General features: G+C 72.2%; 14 protein-coding genes. 8 read left to right on the plus strand and 6 right to left on the minus strand.

Features of this window, described 5'->3' with window-relative positions; genetic code table 11:
• Nucleotides 1-42 precede the first annotated feature (42 nt).
• The 3 genes from tkt to ACQKQD_RS25545 all read right to left on the minus strand — a co-directional run bounded on the left by tkt (nt 43) and on the right by ACQKQD_RS25545 (nt 4,712).
• On the minus strand, nt 43-2,118 hold the full coding sequence (tkt, locus tag ACQKQD_RS25535) for a transketolase (protein WP_020094175.1): 2,076 nt from the start codon (nt 2,116-2,118) through the stop codon (nt 43-45).
• Nucleotides 2,115-4,004 (minus strand): glycoside hydrolase family 15 protein, encoded by a 1,890-nt coding sequence (locus ACQKQD_RS25540; RefSeq protein WP_427509915.1) that lies wholly within the window; start codon nt 4,002-4,004, stop codon nt 2,115-2,117. Before ACQKQD_RS25540 ends, tkt begins: the two co-directional genes overlap by 4 nt.
• A 108-nt stretch (nt 4,005-4,112) precedes the next feature.
• Nucleotides 4,113-4,712, minus strand: coding sequence for a hypothetical protein (locus tag ACQKQD_RS25545; protein ID WP_020094177.1), 600 nt, complete (start codon nt 4,710-4,712; stop codon nt 4,113-4,115).
• Between the two features lie 221 nt (nt 4,713-4,933).
• On the opposite strand from ACQKQD_RS25545, the gene ACQKQD_RS25550 reads away from it, so the two are divergent.
• From ACQKQD_RS25550 to cysG, 8 genes are all read left to right on the plus strand, one after another.
• The gene (locus ACQKQD_RS25550; protein WP_026605088.1) at nt 4,934-5,521 is read left to right on the plus strand and encodes an ANTAR domain-containing response regulator; all 588 of its coding nucleotides are present in this window, start codon (nt 4,934-4,936) and stop codon (nt 5,519-5,521) included.
• Nucleotides 5,518-6,516, plus strand: a complete 999-nt coding sequence (locus tag ACQKQD_RS25555; protein ID WP_427509916.1) for a CmpA/NrtA family ABC transporter substrate-binding protein — start codon at nt 5,518-5,520, stop codon at nt 6,514-6,516. The genes ACQKQD_RS25550 and ACQKQD_RS25555 overlap by 4 nt, the downstream gene beginning before the upstream one ends.
• Nucleotides 6,517-6,643: 127 nt before the next feature.
• The gene (locus ACQKQD_RS25560) at nt 6,644-6,823 is read left to right on the plus strand and encodes a hypothetical protein (protein ID WP_020094181.1); all 180 of its coding nucleotides are present in this window, start codon (nt 6,644-6,646) and stop codon (nt 6,821-6,823) included.
• Nucleotides 6,824-7,401: 578 nt separating this feature from the next.
• Nucleotides 7,402-8,655 (plus strand): NAD(P)/FAD-dependent oxidoreductase, encoded by a 1,254-nt coding sequence (locus tag ACQKQD_RS25565; RefSeq protein WP_427509917.1) that lies wholly within the window; start codon nt 7,402-7,404, stop codon nt 8,653-8,655.
• A 10-nt stretch (nt 8,656-8,665) separates the two neighbouring features.
• The gene (locus ACQKQD_RS25570) at nt 8,666-10,483 is read left to right on the plus strand and encodes a NirA family protein (protein ID WP_103985600.1); all 1,818 of its coding nucleotides are present in this window, start codon (nt 8,666-8,668) and stop codon (nt 10,481-10,483) included.
• A complete protein-coding gene (locus ACQKQD_RS25575; protein WP_091979137.1) occupies nt 10,480-12,084 on the plus strand; it encodes a sulfite reductase subunit alpha in 1,605 nt (534 codons plus the stop codon). The genes ACQKQD_RS25570 and ACQKQD_RS25575 overlap by 4 nt, the downstream gene beginning before the upstream one ends.
• Before the next feature lie 209 nt (nt 12,085-12,293).
• Nucleotides 12,294-14,990, plus strand: a complete 2,697-nt coding sequence (locus ACQKQD_RS25580; protein ID WP_427509918.1) for a molybdopterin-dependent oxidoreductase — start codon at nt 12,294-12,296, stop codon at nt 14,988-14,990.
• Nucleotides 14,991-15,191: 201 nt separating this feature from the next.
• Entirely contained in the window at nt 15,192-16,664 is a 1,473-nt protein-coding gene (cysG, locus tag ACQKQD_RS25585; protein ID WP_427509919.1) for a siroheme synthase CysG, read from the plus strand.
• 67 nt (nt 16,665-16,731) lie between these two features.
• Here cysG and nudC read toward each other — a convergent pair whose 3' ends face one another.
• The 3 genes from nudC to ACQKQD_RS25600 all read right to left on the minus strand — a co-directional run bounded on the left by nudC (nt 16,732) and on the right by ACQKQD_RS25600 (nt 18,744).
• Nucleotides 16,732-17,634 carry an NAD(+) diphosphatase gene (gene nudC / locus ACQKQD_RS25590; RefSeq protein WP_100252422.1) on the minus strand — a complete coding sequence of 301 codons (903 nt, stop codon included), beginning with the start codon at nt 17,632-17,634 and terminating at the stop codon, nt 16,732-16,734.
• Nucleotides 17,635-17,641: 7 nt separating this feature from the next.
• Nucleotides 17,642-18,061, minus strand: coding sequence for an HIT domain-containing protein (locus ACQKQD_RS25595; RefSeq protein WP_020094188.1), 420 nt, complete (start codon nt 18,059-18,061; stop codon nt 17,642-17,644).
• Nucleotides 18,062-18,138: 77 nt separating this feature from the next.
• Nucleotides 18,139-18,744: a hypothetical protein gene (locus tag ACQKQD_RS25600; RefSeq protein WP_020094189.1), complete on the minus strand. Its 606-nt coding sequence runs from the start codon at nt 18,742-18,744 to the stop codon at nt 18,139-18,141.
• Nucleotides 18,745-18,790 lie beyond the last annotated feature (46 nt).

Consider the following 18,790-nt stretch of genomic DNA (forward strand, 5'->3'; position numbering starts at 1 on the left):
GCACCCTCCCGCCCGGACCGGGCGGGAGAGCAGGCCCCCGGGCTACTTCTTGTGCTTGGCCACCTGCGCCTTCGCGGCGTCCAGGACCTTCTCGGGGGTAAAACCGAACTTGGTCTGGAGATCCTTGATCGGCGCTGAGGCGCCGAAGGTGTGCATGCCGATGATCGCGCCCTCGGAGCCGGCGTAGCGGTCCCAGCCGATGACGCTGCCCTGCTCGACGGCCACCCGGGCCTTGACGGCGGGGGGCAGCACCGAGTCGCGGTAGGCCTCGTCCTGGCGCTCGAACAGGTCCCAGGACGGCATCGACACGACCCGGGCCTTCACCCCCTCGGCCTTCAGGGCCTCGTAGGCGCCGACGCAGAGCTGCACCTCGGAGCCCGAGGCGAGCAGGATCACGTCGGGCGTGCCCTCGCTGTCGGCCAGCACGTAACCGCCCTTGGCGGTGCCGGAGGCGGCCCCGTACTTCGCGCGGTCGAGGGTCGGCAGCGGCTGGCGCGAGAGGGCGAGAACCGCCGGCTGGTTCTTCAGCGTGAAGATCACCCGGTAGGCCTCGGCGACCTCGTTGGCGTCGGCCGGGCGCAGGGTCACGAGGCCCGGGATGCAGCGCAGCGACAGGAGCTGCTCCACCGGCTGGTGGGTCGGCCCGTCCTCGCCCACGCCGATCGAGTCGTGGGTGAAGATGTGGAAGACCGGCAGCTCCATGAGCGAGGCGAGCCGGATCGGCGGGCGCATGTAGTCGGCGAAGACCAGGAAGGTCGCGCCGTAGGCCCGCAGCCCGGAGAGGCCGAGCCCGTTCACGATCGAGCCCATGGCGTGCTCGCGGACGCCGAAATGCAGGTTGCGGCCGCCCGGCGAGAACGGGCCGAACGAGCCCGCGCCCTCGAAGGTCAGGTTCGACTTGTTGGACGGCGCCAGATCGGCCGAGCCGCCGAGCAGGAACGGCACGTGCTGGGCGATGGCGTTCAGCACCTTGCCGGAGGATTCGCGGGTGGCGAGGCCCTTGGCGTCCGGTTCGAAGACCGGGATGTCCTTGTCCCAGCCCTCCGGCAGGCGGCCTTCCAGGAAGGCGTTCAGGTCCTCGGCGTGGGCGGCGTCCGCCTCCTTCGCCTTGGCGAGCAGGCCCTGCCACGAATCGTAGAGGCCGGCGCCGCGCTTGCCGATGCCGTTCCGGAAGTTCTCCTGCACGCCGTCCGGCACGAGGAACTGGGCGTCCTCCGGCCAGCCGTAGGCGCGCTTGGCGCCCTTCACCTCGTCCTCGCCGAGCGCGTCGGAGTGCGCCTTGGAGGTGCCCTGCTTCTTCGGGGCGCCGTAGCCGATCACCGACTTGACGATGATGAGCGTCGGGCGGTCGTTGGTGGCCAGGAAGGTCTCGATCGAGCCCGCCAGCGCGTGCACGTCGTTGGCGTCGGCGACGCGCAGCACCTGCCAGCCGTAGGCCAGGAAGCGGGTCGCGACCTCCTCGCCGAAGGCCAGCTCCGTGTGGCCCTCGATGGTGACGGTGTTGTCGTCGTAGATCCAGCAGAGGTTGGCGAGCCGCAGGTGGCCGGCGAGCGAGGCGGCCTCCGAGGCGACGCCCTCCATCAGGTCGCCGTCCGAGCAGACGGCGTAGACGTTGTAGTCGAACAGCGGCAGGTTCGGCCGGTTCAGGTGCTGGCCGAGGAAGCGGCTGCCCATGGCCATGCCGACCGAGTTGGCGACGCCCTGGCCGAGCGGGCCCGTCGTGGTCTCGACGCCGGTGGTGAAGTGGTATTCCGGGTGGCCCGGGGTCCGGCTGTCGAGCTGCCGGAACTTCTTGATGTCCTCCAGCGACACCGCCGGGGCATTGCCGCCGTCGCTCTCGGCGACGCCCGCGAGGTGCAGCAGCCCGTAGAGCAGCATCGAGGCGTGGCCGCAGGACAGCACGAACCGGTCGCGGTTCGGCCAGTGCGGGTGCGCCGGGTCGTAGCGCAGGTAGCGGTTCCACAGCGTGTAGGCGACCGGCGCCAGCGCCATGGGCGCGCCGGCATGGCCGGAATTGGCCTTCTGCACCGCGTCGATCGCGAGCGTCCGGATCGTGTTGATGCTGAGCGTATCGATCTCAGCGAGGGCCGCCTTGGCGGGAGTGTCAGCACCGCTCATGATGTCGCGTCTTCCAGTTCGCCTCGCGCGGTCCGCTTCGCGGCTTCGCGCTGCCGTAGGACGGCGGGAGGAGCTCCGTTGGCCTTACCACCCTGCCGATCCGCCGGCCCTTCGCCGCGCGTATAGCTGAGGAGCGTGTTGACGAGGGCGACGTGGGTGAACGCCTGAGGGAAGTTACCCACAAGACGCTTGGCTTGCACGTCGTATTCCTCGCTGACGAGGCCGAGATCGGTGCAGATGCCGATCAGGCGCTCGATCAGTACCCCGGCCTCGTCGCGCCGCCCCAGGCCGATGAGGTTGTCCACGTACCAGAAGGTGCAGGGCAGGAAAGCCCCCTCGGAGCCGGTCAGCCCGTCGGTGGTCTGGCCTTCGGTCTCGTAGCGGAGGATGAAGCCGTCCCGCATCAGCCCCTTGCCGATCGCCTCCACGGTGCCGACCACCCGGGGATCGTGCTGCGGCAGGAAGCCGGTATGGGCGATGAGCAGGAGGCTCGCGTCCAGGGCCTTCGCGCCGTAGGACTGGACGAAGCTGTTGAGGGCAGGGTCGAAGCCCTTCTCGCAGACCTCGGCGTGGATCTCGTCCTTGATGGCGCGCCAGCGCTCGGCCTGCTCCTGCGTGGCGCCGTTCTCGTGCATCTCGTGCATGCGCAGCGCCCGGTCGAACGCCACCCAGGCCATGACCTTCGAGTGCGTGAAGTGGCGACGCCCGCCGCGCACCTCCCAGATCCCCTCGTCGGGCTCTCGCCACGCGGTCTCCAGGTGGTTCAGGATCGCGAGGCCGACCCGCAGGCCGTCCTTGCTCACCGGCAGGCCGCGGGCATGGGCCTGATAGAGCGCGTCGAACAGCTCGCCGTAGACGTCGAGCTGGAACTGGCTGGCGGCGGCGTTGCCGATGCGGACGGGCCGCGAGTTCTCGTAGCCCGGCAGCCAGTCCAGCTCGATCTCGGGCAGCAGCCGCTCGCCCGCGATACCGTAGAGGATGTGCGCCTGCTCGGGATTGCCCGCCACGGCCCGCAGCAGCCAGCCCAGCCAGTCGCGCGCCTCGTCGATGTAGCCCCCGTCCATCAGGGCGATCAGCGTCAGCGTCGAGTCGCGCAGCCAGCAGAACCGGTAATCCCAGTTGCGGATCCCGCCGAGCCCCTCCGGCAGGGAGGCCGTGGGCGCCGCCACGATGCCGCCGGTGGGCTCGTAGATCAGCGCCTTGAGGGTCAGGAGGGAGCGCTGGAGCATCCGGTCCCAGCCCGTGCCGCCGGCGCAGCGCGACGACCATTCGCGCCAGTGCTGGTCGGTGGTCTCGAGGACCTTGCGCGGCTCGATCGGGGGCGGGTCCTCCTCGTGGGAGGGACCGTAGCTCAGGACGAACCGGTGCTTGTCACCGGCATGGACGGTGAACTCGGACACCGTCGTCTGCGCGTCCGATCCCTTGAGATGGACGTCGGTGCGCAGCACGACCTTGTGCGGGCCCGAGACGGCGCGCAGGTCGCCCAGCTCCGAGCGGGAGACCCAGGGCACGGCCGAGCCGTAATCGAACCGGACCGCCATCTCCATCCGCATGGCGACGCGCCCGTGCACGCCCTCGACGAGCCGCACCAGATGGGACCCGTCGCCAACCGGCATGAAATCCGTGACCAGGACCTCGCCCTGCCGCGTGGTGTGGCGGGTTTCCAGCACGAGGCTGCCCGGCCGGTAGGACCAGCGCGTCTCGACGTGCTCGGCCTCGGGGAAGATCTTCCAGAAGCCGTGCGCCTCGGTTCCCAGGAGGCTGGTGAACAGGGCGGCCGCGTCGAAGCGCGGCCAGCACAACCAGTCGACGCTGCCCTGACGGCTGATCAGCGCCGCGCTCCGGCAATCCCCGACGAGCGCGTAATCCTCGATGCGTGCAGCCATCCGGCCCCGGCCCCGGTCCGCGGCCGGCAGTCCGGGCCGTCCGCTGCGACGCACCTAGGACGTCCGGTCACGAGATCCAGAGGTCGGAGTGCCCGCTGCCCGACGCGGTCAGCGCAGGCAGTCGGCCACCGCCAGGGCCACCGTGCCCTGGACCGCCCTCGCGCTGCTGCGCACGAGGTTCGCCGCGTCGCCGACGGCCCGCGCGGCCGGAACCAGGGTCTCCACCACCGAGGCCGCGAAGGGCATGGCCTGCGACGGGAGCAGGGCGTCCTCGGCCTCATCGGCCGCCCCGCGGGCGGGCGCCATGGGATCGGTGTTGCTGCGGGGCGTCTCGGGGCAGCGCCGGCCGGGGCAGGCGCGCCGGCCCGCGGCCGCGACGTGGGCGTTCGCCCGTGCGGCCACGGCCGGACGGGCGGGCAGGGACCCCGTCCGCGCGATCACGGCGTCGAGCGGGTACTGCTCGGCGAACGCGATCACGGCGGGCGGGCGGCCCGGCGCCGCGACGGCGGCGATCGGCGCGAAATCCGTGGGTCCGGGCGCGGCGGACACGCCCGCTTCGACCCGGGCGCCGGGCTGCCCCGGCTTCGAGGTCGGGCAGTAGAGCGAGGCCACGCCCAGGATTGCCACGACGGCCAGCGTCGGCAGGAAGGGCATGGACACGCGGCCGTGGGCGGCGGCCGTCAGGGCGGGCTGATCTGGCCTGCGCATCCGAATCACCGATCTCCTTGACCGCCGCGAGGCCTGTACAGTGCGGCCAGCATTGCGGCGGAAGCTGGACCGTTTCTTTGCGCAGCGGTTACTGGTGCCGCAAGGTGGGATTCCGCGGAAACGGGCGCCGCGGGCCCAGCACGGGCACGGGCCTTGCTTAGCTCGCGGCGGCCCGCGCCGGGCCGGCCTCGAGAAGAAGACCCGCCCCGTACCGGGCCACGATGACTGAAACCAATCTCACCGTCGCCGTGATCGACCCGAGCCGCGCCCGCGCGGCCATCCTGGAAGAGGGCCTGCGCGCCGCCGGGATCGGGCGCGTGGTCGTGATTCCCGACACCGCCGACCTCATGGAGCGCGTTGCCGCGCTCAAGCCCGACGTGGTGGTGATCCATCTGGAGAGCCCGAGCCGGGACATCCTGGAGCAGATGTCGGGTGTCTCCCGGCAGGTCGAGCGGCCCGTGGCGATGTTCGTCGACCGCTCGGACTCGACCATGATGCAGGCCGCCGTCGATGCCGGGATCTCCGCCTACGTGGTGGACGGGCTGCGGGCGGAACGGATCAAGTCGATCCTCGACATCGCGATCCTGCGCTTCAACGCCTTCGCGCGCCTCCAGCGCGAGCTGACGGAGGCGCGGGGCGAACTCGCCGACCGCAAGCTGATCGAGCGGGCGAAGGGCATCCTGATGACCATGAAAGGTCTCTCCGAGGACGAGGCGTACAAGCAGCTGCGCCGCAAGGCCATGAACGAGAAGCGCAAGATCGCCGACATCGCCCGGGCGATCGTCACCACCGCGGACCTGCTCGGATGAGGCTCCAGCTCGGCTACGTTCCGCTCTGCGACGCGGCGCCCCTGATCGCGGCCCACGAACTCGGCTTCGCCCGGGCCGAGGGGCTCGACCTCGACCTCACCGCCGAGCCCTCGTGGGCGACGCTGCGCGACCGGCTGGCGCTGGGCCATCTCGACGGCGCGCACATGCTGGCGCCGCTGGCGCTGGCGAGCCGGCTCGCCCTGTCGGGGCCGCCCTCCGACCTGATCGTGCCGCTCCAGCTCAGCACCGACGGCAACGCCGTCACGCTGTCCAACACGCTCTGGGGGGCGATGGACCCGGCCAGCGAGGCCCTGGCGGATGTCGCCCGCGCCTTCGCGGGCGTGGCGGAGGCCCGGCACCGCGCCGGCACCCCGCTGACCCTCGGCACGGTGCATCCCTTCTCGTGCCACAGCTACCAAGTGCGGCTGTTCGCCGAGGCCGGCGGCCTCGACGCGGCGGCGTTCCGCACCGTCGTGGTCCCGCCGCAGCACTGCGTTGAGGCGCTGGCGCGCGGCCTGGTCGACGGGTTCTGCGCTGGCGCGCCCTGGAACGACGTGGCGGTCGCGGCCGGCCACGGGCGTGTGGCGGTCCACGGCAGCGCCCTCGCGCCGAACGCGACCGAGAAGGTGCTGGCCGTCTCCGCGCGGCTCGACGGCGCGATCCTGCCGCTGGTGCGGGCGGTCGCCCGGGCCGGACGCTGGTGCGCGGATCCGGAGAATCGGACCGAACTGATCCATCGCCTCGCCCGCCGGACCTATCTCGACCTCGATCCCGCCCTGGTCGGCCGGGCCTTCGGCGATCCGGACCCGTCCGCCGGGCCCGGCACGCGCATCCGCTTCGGCGCGGCGGTCGAGGAGCCGCGCGCCGCGCAGGCCCGGTGGCTGCTGGAGCAGATGCGGGCGTCGCAGCAGCTGCCCGCGCAGTTCGACATCGCGGCGGCGATCGCGACCGTCTACAGGGCGGATCTGTACCGGGCGGCGATCGCGGATCTCTGACGACGGCGACACTTCGCGCGGTTCGTCATCGGCGCGCGGAATCGCGGCGAACAGCGGCGGAACGCGGGGCACGCTCGCCCGTTGTGCTTGAGCCATGCCCGGATGCCGCAAACTCGAAACTGGATCGTTGATCTCGCATCCGCGCGGGCGGGTCGAGCTTCGACGCTACGTCACGCGGGGCGGCCGCGTGCCCCGCGCCTGCAACGACAACCGTCGGGCGGGATCGCACCACGCCTGGTACTGGGTCCTGGCCGCCGGCGCGATGCCGACGCTGGGGCTCCTGGCGATGCTGTCGACACTCCTGTGACGGACCGCGACGTCGATGCGGGCGCGTTCCAGGCGCCGGCATTGCACGTCTGCGATTCTGTACCTCGAGAATCGGTCCGACTCGCGGCGATATAGTCGCGAGAACTGACGTAAAACGTTCATCATAATCCGAAGCTGCGCGTTGCCGGTCAGCCCATCGGGGCCGACGCGGCGATCGCGTGCGCGCGGTAGCCCCCCGTCGACGCGCCTCCGGAAACGTCCCGACCCTCCTGTCGCTGCCGGAAAGCCCGGTCCGCCCGTGATCGCTTTTGCGACGGGTCGCACAGTTTTTGTGCAGTGCCGAAGCCGCCGCTCAGACGGCCGAATCGTCCCGGCCGCCCCACCGATCCTGCGGGTCCGCGCGGCGCTCGCGGGCCGCGTGGCGTCTGGCACGGAACCTGCAAACCTCCCCCCGTCCGTCAACGGCGACGGACAGCGCCGTCAGCGAGGCCGCTGATCCGGTTCTCCCTGGGGCTGAAGCCTGCCGGGAGACGACCGGCAGCGGCTTTTTCGTGGGCGGTCCGCCAACGACCCTGCACTCGAGGTTCCAGACGCGATCGAGCGATGGCGACATCCCCCATGGACACACGCGGACACGACGCGGGCGCCGGGAACGGCCCGCCGCGCGAGAGGCTGGTCGTCGTCGGCAACGGCATGGCCTCGCTGCGCTTCCTGGAGCGGCTCACCGAGGCCGCGCCCGGCCGCTACGACATCACCTGCATCGGGGCCGAGCCCACGGCCGCCTACAACCGGGTCCTGCTCTCCTCGCTGCTCGGCGGCGAGGTCGACGAGGCGGCCTGCGCCTTCCGGGGCCTCGACTGGTACGCGGATCACGGCATCCGCCTGATCACCGGCGCGCCGGCGACGCGGATCGACCGGGAGAACGGGCTCGTCATCGTGGGCGCGACCCACGTCGTGCCCTTCGACAGGCTGGTCCTCGCGGTCGGCTCCCTGCCGATCCGCCTGCCGAAGCCCGGCATGGACCTTCCGGGCGTCATCACCTTCCGCGACCTCGCCGACGTGGCGGCGATCCGCCGTGCAGCCGTGCAGCACGCGAAGGCGATCGTCATCGGCGGCGGCCTCCTGGGCCTCGAGGCGGCGGTCGGGCTCGCGCGCCTCGGCGTCGAGACCACGCTGCTCCACGTCATGGACCGGCTGATGGAGCGCCAGCTCGATCACCACGCCGCCGGGCTGGTGAAGCGCGCCATGGAGGCGCGGGGCGTGCGCGTCATCCTCAAGGCCGACACCGCCCGGATCGAGGGCGCGTCCCGGGTCGAGCGCCTCGTGCTGGCGGACGGCACCGCGCTCCCGGCCGACCTCGTGGTGATGTCGGTGGGCGTGCGCCCCTCGGTGGCGCTGGCGCAGGAAGCCGGGCTGGCGATCGGCCGGGGCATCACGGTCGACGACCGGATGACCACCTCGGACCCGCGGATCTTCGCGCTCGGCGAGTGCGCCGAGCACCGCGGCCAGATCTACGGTCTGGTCGAGCCCGCCTACGAGCACGCCGACACGCTCGCCCGCCACCTCTCGGGCGAGCCGGCCGAGTACCGGGGCACGGCCCTGTCCACGAGCCTGAAGGTTTCGGGCCTGCCGGTCTTCTCGGCCGGGATCGTCGACACGCCCGACGACGCGGAGGCGATCGTGCTCTCCGATCCCGGCGCCGGCCTCTACCGCAAGCTGCTGGTGCGCGGCGGCCGGCTGATCGGCGCGGTGTTCGTCGGCGACATCGCCGAGCAGGGCGCCTGCAAGGGGCTGATCCGCTCCGGCGACCCGATCGAGAACGTGGACGACTTGATGTTCGGGCGCCCCGCGCCCGAGCCCCTGGCTGCTTGAGGAGGCGCGGATGTCCGAGACCACCACCCAGACCGCCGCGGGCGCGTTCGAGGCCGAGCAGAAGCGCTACCTCGAGGGCTTCGCCTCCGGCATCGCCGCCGTCCGCCTGACCGGCGGCCTCGCCGCGGGCGGGGCGGGGGCGGCCGCGCCGCCGGCCGAGCCGACGGGCCCGGACGCGATCCACATCAAGGCGCAGGACCGGACCGTCAAGGACGGCGGCAAGCTCTGCGACCAGGAGAAATGGAAGCGCGCCGAGAACCCGTTCGACGGCCACAACCGCCTCATCCAGGAGGCCGCCTCCGGCAAGCAGCCGAAGCCCGAGGACAATTTCCGCTGGCGCTACCACGGGATGTTCTGGGTGGCGCCGAACCAGGTCTCGTATATGTGCCGGCTGCGGATCCCGAACGGGATCCTGCACCACTGGCAGTTCGCCGGCATCGCCGACCTCGCCGACCAGCACGGCGGCGGCTACGTCCACGTGACCACCCGGGCGAACCTGCAGGTGCGGGAGATCGATCCCGAGCACGCCCAGCCCTTCCTCGACGGGCTCACCGATATCGGCCTCACGGCCCGGGGGGCGGGCGCCGACAACATCCGCAACGTCACCGGCTCCTCGACCGCCGGCATCGACGCCCAGGAGCTTCTGGACACGCGCCCGCTCGCCAAGTCCTGGCACAACTGGATCCTGAACGACCGCTCGCTCTACGGCCTGCCGCGCAAGTTCAACGTCGCCTTCGACGGCAGCGGCGTGATGCCGACCCTGGAGGAGACCAACGACATCGGCTTCCAGGCCGTGGAAGTGCTGGACGGCGCCGCCGTGCCGCCCGGCATCTACATGCGCCTCGTGCTCGGCGGCATCTCGGGCCACCGGGACCTCGCCCGCGATACCGGCATCGTGCTGAAGCCCGAGGACTGCAACGCCGTCGCCGACGCGATCATCCGGGTGTTCATCGAGAACGGCGACCGGACGAACCGCAACAAGAGCCGGATGAAGTACGTCCTCGACGCCTGGGGCTTCGACAAGTACCTCGCGGCCGTCGAGGACAAGCTCGGCCGCAAGCTCGACCGGGTCGCGCCGGAGCAGGTCGCGCCGCGGAAGGCCACCGACCGGTTCGCCCATGTCGGCGTCCACGCCCAGAAACAGCCCGGCCTCAACTGGATCGGCGTGGTCCTGCCGGTCGGCAAGATGACCAGCGATCAGGTCCGGGCACTGGCCAAGATCGCCGCCGAGTGCGGCGACGGCCAGATCCGCCTCACCGTCTGGCAGAACTTCATCTTCTCCGGGGTTCCGGACGCGAAGGTCGCCGAGGTTGAGCAGCGGGTGCTCGATCTCGGCCTCACCACCAAGGCGGCGGGCATCCGCTCCGGTCTCGTGGCCTGCACGGGGGCGAAGGGCTGCAAGTTCGCGGCCTCCGACACCAAGGGCCACGCGCTGATCATCGCCGACCACGTCGAGACGGCCCTGCCGAACCTCGACGTGCCGGTGAACGTCCATCTCACCGGCTGCCACCACAGCTGCGCCCAGCACTACATCGGCGATATCGGGCTGATCGGCGCCAAGGTCGTCGTCTCGGAGGAGGGCGACACCGTCGAGGGCTACGACGTCGTGGTCGGCGGCGGTTTCGCCGAGAACCCGAAGATCGGCACCGAGATCTGGAAGGCCGTGAAGGCCGAGGATGCGCCCGCCCGCGTCGAGGCGCTGCTGCGTGCCTACCTCGCCCTCCGCCAGGGCCCCGAGGAGAGCTTCCAGGCCTTCACCAGCCGCACCGGCGCGGAGGCGCTCCGCGACGCCGCCGAGGACCAGCCCGCCCTGAAGGCCGCCGCATGACCCAGCACGTCTCGCCCCCCCTCGTCCTGATCCCCGAGACCGCGCCCTTCAACGAGGACCAGCGCGCCTGGCTCTCGGGCTACTTCGCGGCCCTGCTCGGCCCCGCCGTCGCGGGCGCGACGGCGCTCGCGCCCGGCGAGGGCCCCGCCACGGGGCCGAAACTCGCCGACAACGACGATGCCCCCTGGCACGACCCGTCCGTGCCGATCGCCGACCGGATGGCGATGGCCAAGGACCGGCCCGAACCGCAGAAGCTGATGGCCGCCATGGCCCAGCAGGATTGCGGCCAGTGCGGCTACAACTGCGCCGACTACGCCAACGCCATCTTCCTCAAGAACGAGGCGCGCCTGAACCTTTGCCAGCCCGGCGGCAAAGAGACCCTGCGCATGCTCAAGAAGCTGGACGAGGAGTTCGGCGCCGCCGGCGGCGCCCCGGCGGCGCCGAAGGCGGAGGACGACGTCCCGAAGGCGGCGGCCGATCTCGGCCCGCTCGGCTACTGCCGCGAGAACCCGGTCGAGGCGCTGTTCCTGTCCCGTCGACGCCTCAACGATCCGGGCGGCGAGAAGGAGACGTGGCACATCGAGATCGGGCTCGACGGCACGCCGATCCAGTACGAGGTCGGCGACTCGCTGGGCCTGTTCCCCGCCAACGCCCCCGCACTGGTGGATGCCGTGATCGCGGAACTCGGCGCCCGGCCCGAGCGGGTGATCGGGGAAAGGACCCTGCGCGAGCACCTGCTGATCAACTACGCGCTCGGCGCGGCGCCCGACAATCTGTACCAGCTCCTGTCGCTGCTCACCTCCGGGGCGGCGCGCAAGAAGGCGCAGGCGCTCGCCTCCGGCGAGGATCCGGACGGCGACGCCGCCTATCTCGACGTGCTCGGCGCGCTCCACAAGTTCCCGGGCGCGCGGCCCGACGCCGAGGTCTTCCTGGAGGCCTTGGACGAGTTGCAGCCGCGGCTCTACTCGATCTCGTCCTCGCCCAAGATGGATGTCGGCCGCGTGTCGCTGACCGTGGACGCGGTGCGCTACAACCACCGCTCGCGGCTGCGGCTGGGCGTGGCCTCGACGCACCTCGGTGAGCGCCTTCCGGAGCAGACCAGGGTGAAGGTCTACCTCCAGAAGGCGCACGGCTTCGGCCTGCCGGCCGACCTGTCGAAGGACGTGATCATGTGCGGCCCAGGCACCGGCATCGCGCCGTTCCGGGCCTTCCTGCGCGAGCGCGCCGCCACGCGGGCGCCGGGCCGCAACTGGCTGTTCTACGGCCACCAGCGGCAGGCCTCGGACTTCTTCTACAAGGACGAGCTGAACAGCCTGAAGGACGACAAGGTGCTCACCCGCCTGTCCCTGGCCTGGTCGCGGGACGGGACGGAGAAGACCTACGTCCAGGACCGGATGCGCGAGAACGGCGCCGAGCTGTGGAAGTGGCTCGAGGGCGGCGCGCATTTCTACGTCTGCGGCGACGCCAAGCGCATGGCCAAGGACGTCGAGCGGGCGATCATCGACGTGGCGGCGCAGTTCGGCGGCAAGAGCCCCGAGGACGCGGTGGCCTATCTCGCCGCGCTCAAGAAGGCCGGGCGGTATCAGGCCGACGTGTACTGAACCGCAACTTGCTCTCCTCCCCTGGCGACCCCGGGCTTGCCCGGGATCGCTCGAGCTTGTGGGGAGGAGCCGGAGGTGGGGGTGGCGCAGGACGGGGCTCGGGCGGTGCCTTCTGCACCACCTCCACCCCTAACCCCTCCCCACAGGGGGGAGGGGAACGGCGGCGCGAAGCTTGCTCCCGCCCAGGACGACCCTGCGAGGATTCAGCCATGACCCAGCCAGTGGCGGCGCCGACGGTGCGGACCACCTGCCCCTATTGCGGGGTCGGGTGCGGCGTGCTCGCGACCCCGGACGGGCAGGGCGGCGCCACCATCGCGGGCGATTCCGAGCACCCGGCCAATTTCGGCCGCCTGTGCTCGAAGGGCTCGGCGCTGGGCGAGACCCTGTCGCTCGAGAACCGCCTGCTCCACCCGCAGGTCGACGGCGCCCAGGTCTCGTGGGATGCCGCGCTCGACACGGTCGCCGGCAAGCTCCGCGCGGTGGCGGACGAGCACGGGCCGGACGCGATCGCCTTCTACCTCTCGGGCCAGCTCCTCACCGAGGATTACTACGTCGCCAACAAGCTCGCGAAGGGCTTCATCGGCACGCCGCACGTAGACACCAACTCGCGCCTCTGCATGTCGAGCGCGGTCGCGGCCCACCGCCGGGCCTTCGGCTCCGACACGGTCCCGGGCTGCTACGAGGATCTCGACGAGGCCGACCTGATCGTGCTGGTCGGCTCCAACACCGCGTGGTGCCACCCGGTCCTGTTCCGCCGCATGGCCGACGCCAAGGAGCGCCGCGGCACCAAGTTCGTGGTCATCGACCCGCGCCGGACCCAGACCGCGCAGGAATGCGACCTGTTCCTCGGCATCCGGCCGGGCACCGACACCGCCCTGTTCTCGGGCCTGCTGGTCTACCTGTCGGACAACGGTTTCCGCGACCGCGCCTTCATCGATTCCCACACGGCCGGCCTCGACGGCGCCCTCGACCGCGCCCGCCAGATCGCGCCGGACCTCGCGGCTGTCGCCGCCGTCACCGGCGTGACCGAGGCCGATATCGCGGCCTTCTACGCCCTGTTCGCCGGCACCCGCCGGGTGGTCACGGCCTTCTCGCAGGGGGTGAACCAGTCGGCGCAGGGGACCGACAAGGGCAACAGCATCATCAACTGCCACCTCGTCACCGGCCGGATCGGCGAGACCGGGATGGGGCCGTTCTCGCTGACCGGCCAGCCGAACGCCATGGGCGGGCGCGAGGTCGGGGGGCTCGCCAACATGCTGGCCGCCCACATGCACTTCACCCCCGAGGAGGTGGACCGGGTGCGCCGCTACTGGGGCGCCCCGCGGATCATCACCGGCGAGGGCATGAAGGCGGTGGCGCTGTTCGAGGCGATCGGCCGGGGCAAGATCAAGGCGCTGTGGGTGATGGGCACCAACCCGCTGGTCTCGATGCCGCGGGCTGACGCGATCCGGGACTCGCTCGCCGGCCTCGACCTCTACGTGGTGTCCGAGGCGGTGGCGGATTCCGACACCGCGCGGGGGCGGGCCAGGACCACCGTGCTTCTCCCCGCCCAGGCCTGGGGCGAGAAGGACGGCACGGTCACCAATTCCGAGCGCCGGATCTCGCGCCAGCGCCGCTTCCTCGCGAGCCCCGGCGAGGCCCGGCCGGACTGGGCGGCGCTGGCGGATGTCGGGCGCCGCCTCGGCCACGGCCGGGCCTTCGCGTTCGACTCGGCCGCCGCGATCTTCCGCGAGCATGCCGGGCTCTCGGCCTACGAGAACAACGGCACGCGCGATTTCGACCTCGGCGCGCTCGCGGACATCGGCGACGCCGCCTACGAGGCGGCCCTGCCGGTGCAGTGGCCGATCCCGAAGCGCTCCGGCTTCCGGGGCGCCCCGCAGGGGAAGGCGAGGCTGTTCGGCGACGGCCGGTTCTACACCTTCGACCGGCGCGCCCGCTTCGTCGCGGTGCAGCCGCCGGCCCTCGCGCTCGCGGCCTCGGCGGCGTTCCCGCTCATGCTCAACACCGGCCGGGTCCGCGACCACTGGCACACGATGACGCGCACCGGGAAGAGCCCGCGGCTCTCCGCGCACCGGGCCGTGCCGTTCGTCGAGGTCCATCCGGACGACGCGGCGGTCCACGGCCTCGCGGAGGGCGACATCGCCCGGCTCACGACCGCGCACGGCGCGGCCGAGCTGGAGGTGACGGTCACCGACACGGTGGTGCCGGGCAGCCTGTTCATGCCGATGCACTGGGGCGGCGCCTTCGCGTCGCGGGCCCGGGTCGGCGCGCTGGTGCGGGGCATGACCGACCCGGTGTCGGGTCAGCCCGAGCTCAAGGCGACCCCCGCGGCGGTCGAGTCCGTCGGCTACCGCGCCCGCGGCTTCCTGCTGACGCGCCGACAGGTGGCGCTGCCCGAGGGCTGGTGGTGGGCGCGCGCCGCGATCACCGGCGGCTGGGGCGCGCAGTTCGCCACCGCCGACAGCTCCCGCGCCGTGGCGCTGATGGTGCGCGGGCTGATCCAGAGCGAGGCGCTGCCGGGCGGCGAGCTGGCGGAATACGCCGACCACGCCCGCGATCGCTACCGCTGCGCGGTCTACGACGGCGACCGCCTCGTCGCCTGCCTCGCCTACGCCCCCGCCGCCGAGCGGCCGGACTGGGAGGCCGCCAAGGTCCTGTTCACCGCCAAGGCGCCCGACGCCGCCGAGCGGCGGGCGCTGCTCTCGGGCCGCGCGGCGACCGCCTCGGCGGGTCCGGTGGTCTGCGCCTGTCACGGCGTCGGCGCGGACATTATCGCCGCGACCATCGCCGGAGGCGCCGGCTCCGTGGAGGCGGTGGGTGCCGCCTGCAAGGCCGGGACGAATTGCGGCTCGTGCATACCGGAGATCCGCAAGATGCTGGCCGGGCAGACCGCATGCGCCGCGTGATTTTCTGATACACTCGCCGGCGAGGATGGATCGGCTTCTCCTGTCAGATCACCTCATCCTGAGGTGCCCGCGTCAGCGGTCCTCGAAGAAGAGCTCCAGGGATTGCGGCCGACTGGAGCCTCCTTCGAGGCCTCCGCTCCGGTACCCGAGGATGAGGGGGCAGTCGGGACCGGCCGGATCAGGACGATTCAGGACAGGCCCGTGACCGAGACCCCCCTGCGCGCAGCCCGCGCCCCCCGCGAGACCAAGGCTGCCGGCCTGGAGCCGCTGGCGGTGCTGCCCGTCTTCGTCCCCCTGCGCGGCAAGCGGGTGGTGCTCGCCGGCTCGTCCGGCGGCGCCCCCTGGAAGGTGAAGGTGCTGGCCGCCGCCGGCGCCCATGTCGACGTCTACGCGCCCGAGCCCGGCGAGGAGCTGCGCGCCGTGCCGGGCGAGATCGTCGACGGGCAGGTGGTCCTGCACGAACGCCCCTGGAGCCCGGACGATCTCTGGGGCGCGGCCTTCTGCATCGGCGCGATGGGGGACGAGGCCGAGTGCGTCGCCTTCGTGGCGGCCGCCCGCGGCGCCGGCGCCATCGTCAACGCGGTGGACCGGCCACACCTCTGCGACGTGAAGTTCGGCGCCATCGTCAACCGCTCGCCGCTCGTGGTCGGCATCTCAACCGAGGGTGCGGCCCCGGTCTTCGGGCAGACCGTGCGCGCCCGGATCGAGGCGATGCTGCCCCGCGGGTTCAGTCGCTGGGTCGCGGCCGCCCGCGACTGGCGCGACGGCGTCACGGCCCGCTTCCACGGCTTCGCCGACCGGCGGTTCTTCTGGGAGCGCTTCACCGACCGGGCCTTCGCGGAGCCCGACCGGGCGCCGTCGGACCGGGATCTCGCCGAGCTGCTCGGCGAGACCGAGGCCGCCCCGAAGGGCGGCGCCGTGACGCTGGTCGGGGCCGGCCCCGGCGACGCGGAGCTGCTCACGCTCAAGGCGCTGCGGGCGCTGCGCAACGCCGACGTCATCCTCTACGACGACCTCGTCGCGCCCGAGATCCTGGACTACGCCCGCCGCGAGGCCCGCACCATGCTGGTGGGCAAGACCGGCCACGGCCCGTCCTGCCGCCAGGACGACATCAACGCGCTGATGGTGCAACTCGCCCGCTCGGGCAAGCAGGTGGTGCGGTTGAAATCCGGCGACCCGCTGGTCTTCGGCCGGGCCGGCGAGGAGATCGAGGCCTGCCGGGCCGCCGGCATCCCGGTGACCGTGGTGCCGGGCGTCTCGGCCGCGCAGGGTGCGGCGGCGTCCCTCGGCCTGTCCCTGACCCATCGCGACGCCGCGCGCCGGCTCCAGTTCGTCACCGGCCACGACCGCCGCGGGGCGCTGCCGGACGACCTGAACTGGGGCGCTCTCGCCGATCCGAGCGTCACCACGGTCGTCTACATGCCGAAGCGGACCCTGCGGGCCTTGCTGGCGCGCGCCGTGGAGGAGGGGCTGGCGCCCACGACGCCGGCGCTGCTGGTGTTCAACGCCACCCGCCCGAACCAGCAGGCCCTGCGCGGCACGGCCGCCGACCTCGCCGACAGGGTCGAGGCGGCGGGCCTCGACGGGCCGGCGCTGCTGATGGTGGGCGAGGCCTTCTCCGAGATGCGTGGCGCGCTCCCGGCCCAGGCGGAGCAGGCCCGCGTGGCGGTCTGAGGCCGATGACGCGGGCGCGGCGGGGGAGCTGAAGATCAGCGGCTCCGGCGCGTCCGGCTGATCCGGATCAGGTCTCGCCGGCCACGAAGGCGCGCATCAGGTAGTTGGCGATCGCCATAGGCGGCGGCGCCAGGATCCCCTCGGGATGCGTTCCCGCCAGCATGGCCGCGACGTCGGCCCGGCTGAACCAGCGCGCATCCTCCAGCTCGCTGGGATCGGTCACGATAACCTCGTCGAGCGCCTCGGCGGCGCAGCCCATCATCAGCGACGACGGGAACGGCCAGGGCTGCGACGTCCGGTAGGTGACAGCGCCGACGCGGATCTGCGTCTCCTCGAACACCTCGCGGCGCACCGCGTCCTCGATCGTCTCGCCGGGCTCCAGGAAGCCCGCGAGGCAGGAATACATGTGCGGGCGGAAATGCGGACCCCGGCCGAGCAGGCAGGTGTCTCCCCGGCGCACCAGCATGATCACCACCGGATCGACCCGGGGGAAATGGTGGGCGCTGCAACTCGGGCATTCCCGGCGGAAGCCGCCGGCCTTCGAGACTGTGGCGGTGCCGCAATTGGCGCAGAAGCCGTGGCGGGCGTGCCAGTCGAGCATGGACTTGGCCACGGCGAGCAGGCCGAGCTCCTCGGCCTCCACGGCGGAGTCGGTGGCGATCGACCTCAGGTCGAGGGTACGGGTCGGCCCCTCGGAGAAGCGCTCCGCGGCCTCGGCCGGCGCGGCGGCGGCGAAGACGGGCTGCCCGTCCCGGTGCCCGAGGAAGATGCGCATCTCGCCGGCGAGGTCCGCCGCCTCCGCGACCGCGATCAGCGCGGTCTCCCCGCGCAGCACGATCCGGTCGCCGCAGATCAGCACGAGGCGGGCTTCGGGCGTGTCGAAGGCGGGCACCGCCTCCTCGGGCTGCTCGGCCGAGTGCCGGTCGAGGCGGTTTCGGACGAAGCCGAGGGTGTCGCGGGGATCGGTCATGCGAGGGTCAGGCCGCGGAGAAGAGGGCGCCGGCGCGCTCGAGGAGCTGGGCGCGGGCGTGGGGCGGGTAGGGCTTGCGGGTCTCGAACCCCCAGACCGGCCCCGGCCAGGCGGGATCCGACCGGAAGCGGCCGACCACGTGGACGTGGAGCTGCGACACCACGTTGCCCAGGGCGCCGACATTCACCTTGTCGGGCTTGGACAGGGCCTGCATCACCCCCGTGGTGAGGCGGATCTCCTTCCAGAGCGCCGCGGCATCGGTCTCGGAGAGGTCGGTGATCTCGGTGAGGTTCGGCCGGCGCGGCACTAGGATCAGCCACGGGAACCGGGCATCGTCCATCAGCAGCACGCGGCACAGGGCGAGGTCGCCCACTTCTGCGGTGTCAGCCGACAGGCGCGGGTCGAGGGTGAAGGCGGGCTCGGTCATCGCCGACCGGTGTAGCGCAGCTTCCGCGTCGGCGCGCGGGTTTGCTGCGCCGTTGGTGACGCAGCGGCCCGATCGGCTCAGAGACCCGGCACGACGCCCTGGCGGCCCACCGCGATCGTCCCCGCCATCAGCCCGCCGTCCTCGTCCGGGCGCGCGAAGATCGTCACGGCGGCGCCCCGCTGGAGCATCGCCTTCTCACCAGGCGAGAACTGCGTCACCGGCGTGTCGTCGGGGATCGCGAAGGACGATTGGCCGCCGTTATAGGCGAGGGTCAGACGCATTGGCGCGCCCCGCTGCACGTCGGCCACCCAGCCGGCGGTGAGGCGCGCGCCCTGCGCGGTGTCCCAGGTCTGGCTGCCGGCCTCGAACCCGCGCTCGGACGGAGAGTACAGGGTCACGGCGGTCGCCTGCCGCGGCTCGGAATCGGACGCACCGAGGACGCTGACGTAGCTCTCCGGCTTGATCGCCCGCAGGCTGGCGCCGTTCACCGCGTAGATGCGGGTCCGGGGGCCCATCCGCACGGCCAGGGTGCTGCCGCTGGTGCGGCGGATCTCCACGCGCTCCGAATCGGCCTGGACCACGGTGCCGCGGAACCGGACGGTCGCCGGCTCAGCGCGTGCGGCGGGGATGGTCGCGATCGCCAGAAGGCCGGCGAGGAAGAGACGTCTGACGGGGCTCTTCACGGGGCTCCTTTCCGAGCGTGTGGACAATGGGCGTGCCGTCCGGCCG

This window comes from Methylobacterium sp. NPDC080182, from assembly GCF_050281105.1.
In the GTDB taxonomy this organism is placed as follows: Bacteria; Pseudomonadota; Alphaproteobacteria; order Rhizobiales; family Beijerinckiaceae; genus Methylobacterium.

What these genes read in the sequence shown, in the direction of transcription:
- ACQKQD_RS25580 (WP_427509918.1), top strand. Translation starts at nt 12,294, where the DNA reads ATGACCCAGCCAGTGGCGGCGCCGACGGTGCGGACCACCTGCCCCTAT.
- ACQKQD_RS25595 (WP_020094188.1), bottom strand. Translation starts at nt 18,061, where the DNA reads ATGACCGAGCCCGCCTTCACCCTCGACCCGCGCCTGTCGGCTGACACC.
- ACQKQD_RS25555 (WP_427509916.1), top strand. Translation starts at nt 5,518, where the DNA reads ATGAGGCTCCAGCTCGGCTACGTTCCGCTCTGCGACGCGGCGCCCCTG.
- ACQKQD_RS25540 (WP_427509915.1), bottom strand. Translation starts at nt 4,004, where the DNA reads ATGGCTGCACGCATCGAGGATTACGCGCTCGTCGGGGATTGCCGGAGC.
- ACQKQD_RS25550 (WP_026605088.1), top strand. Translation starts at nt 4,934, where the DNA reads ATGACTGAAACCAATCTCACCGTCGCCGTGATCGACCCGAGCCGCGCC.
- tkt (WP_020094175.1), bottom strand. Translation starts at nt 2,118, where the DNA reads ATGAGCGGTGCTGACACTCCCGCCAAGGCGGCCCTCGCTGAGATCGAT.
- ACQKQD_RS25570 (WP_103985600.1), top strand. Translation starts at nt 8,666, where the DNA reads ATGTCCGAGACCACCACCCAGACCGCCGCGGGCGCGTTCGAGGCCGAG.
- ACQKQD_RS25545 (WP_020094177.1), bottom strand. Translation starts at nt 4,712, where the DNA reads ATGCGCAGGCCAGATCAGCCCGCCCTGACGGCCGCCGCCCACGGCCGC.
- nudC (WP_100252422.1), bottom strand. Translation starts at nt 17,634, where the DNA reads ATGACCGATCCCCGCGACACCCTCGGCTTCGTCCGAAACCGCCTCGAC.
- ACQKQD_RS25575 (WP_091979137.1), top strand. Translation starts at nt 10,480, where the DNA reads ATGACCCAGCACGTCTCGCCCCCCCTCGTCCTGATCCCCGAGACCGCG.
- ACQKQD_RS25565 (WP_427509917.1), top strand. Translation starts at nt 7,402, where the DNA reads ATGGACACACGCGGACACGACGCGGGCGCCGGGAACGGCCCGCCGCGC.